The sequence below is a fragment of the Mesorhizobium sp. M4B.F.Ca.ET.089.01.1.1 genome (assembly GCF_004022605.1).
GTDB lineage: Bacteria > Pseudomonadota > Alphaproteobacteria > Rhizobiales > Rhizobiaceae > Mesorhizobium > Mesorhizobium abyssinicae.
In genome coordinates this window covers 1-749 of the sequence record NZ_RZOS01001073.1, presented here as the reverse complement: position 1 = coordinate 749, position 749 = coordinate 1, and the positions used below count along the sequence as shown (strand labels likewise).

General features: G+C 57.7%; 2 protein-coding genes. Both read right to left on the bottom strand.

All coding sequences use genetic code 11. From position 1 onward, the window contains the following. Positions 1-228 (bottom strand): ATP-binding cassette domain-containing protein (locus EN780_RS36090; RefSeq protein ID WP_133372947.1); only part of this gene is annotated, 228 nt, incomplete at its 3' end. A gap of 79 nt (positions 229-307) precedes the next feature. Then, a partial coding sequence (locus EN780_RS39325; RefSeq protein ID WP_189557086.1) for a hypothetical protein occupies positions 308-749 on the bottom strand: 442 nt, incomplete at its 5' end.

Here is a 749-nt window from a genome sequence, read left to right as displayed (position 1 = left end):
ATCGCGGGCCTTGGGCGGCAGGTGATTGACCACCCGGCTGCCGATCTCGACTTCCCCCGAGCTGATATCCTCGAGGCCGGCGATCATGCGCAGCAGTGTGGACTTACCACAGCCGGAGGGGCCGACCAGAATAACGAACTCTCCATCCTTGACATCGACGGAAATGCCTTTCAGCGCTTCGACTAGGCCGTAATACTTACCCACGTTGTTGATAAAAACACTTGCCATACTCTTCCCTTTTCTGACCTTGGGCGGCTGGATGCCGTGTCGGGACTACGGTCGAGACACCGCCTCGCCCGGCTTCCGACTACTGAATATTCCCCAGTAGGGTGGTCATGGCAGCAGTCATGGCGCTGGCATAGCTATCGCGATCCTTCACCTCGAATAGGAAACGATTCGACGCGGCATCGGCGTCCGTCCACGTCGTGACCCCATTCGCATCGCACTTGATGTCGACCGGACGGAAGCCGAAAACCGTATCGCCTTCGTTGGACCCTGCGATAATCTTGCCCACCTTATCCACGGCTTGGGACACCATGTGGAAGAAGCCCGCCGTGGACCACATGTGGCGATGGTCCCGGATAGTGTAGGAGCTCAGTATATCACTTTGCGGCGCCAGCAGCGGTTGTAGGTAGCGTGCGTCTGTGCGCGCCTCCAGAGAGTAGGTGAAGTAGCTTTGCAGGACGGGCGACAACTTCGGTAGAACGTCGCTCTGTTTAAAACGATAGTAAGTCCCGAACCGCTTGACC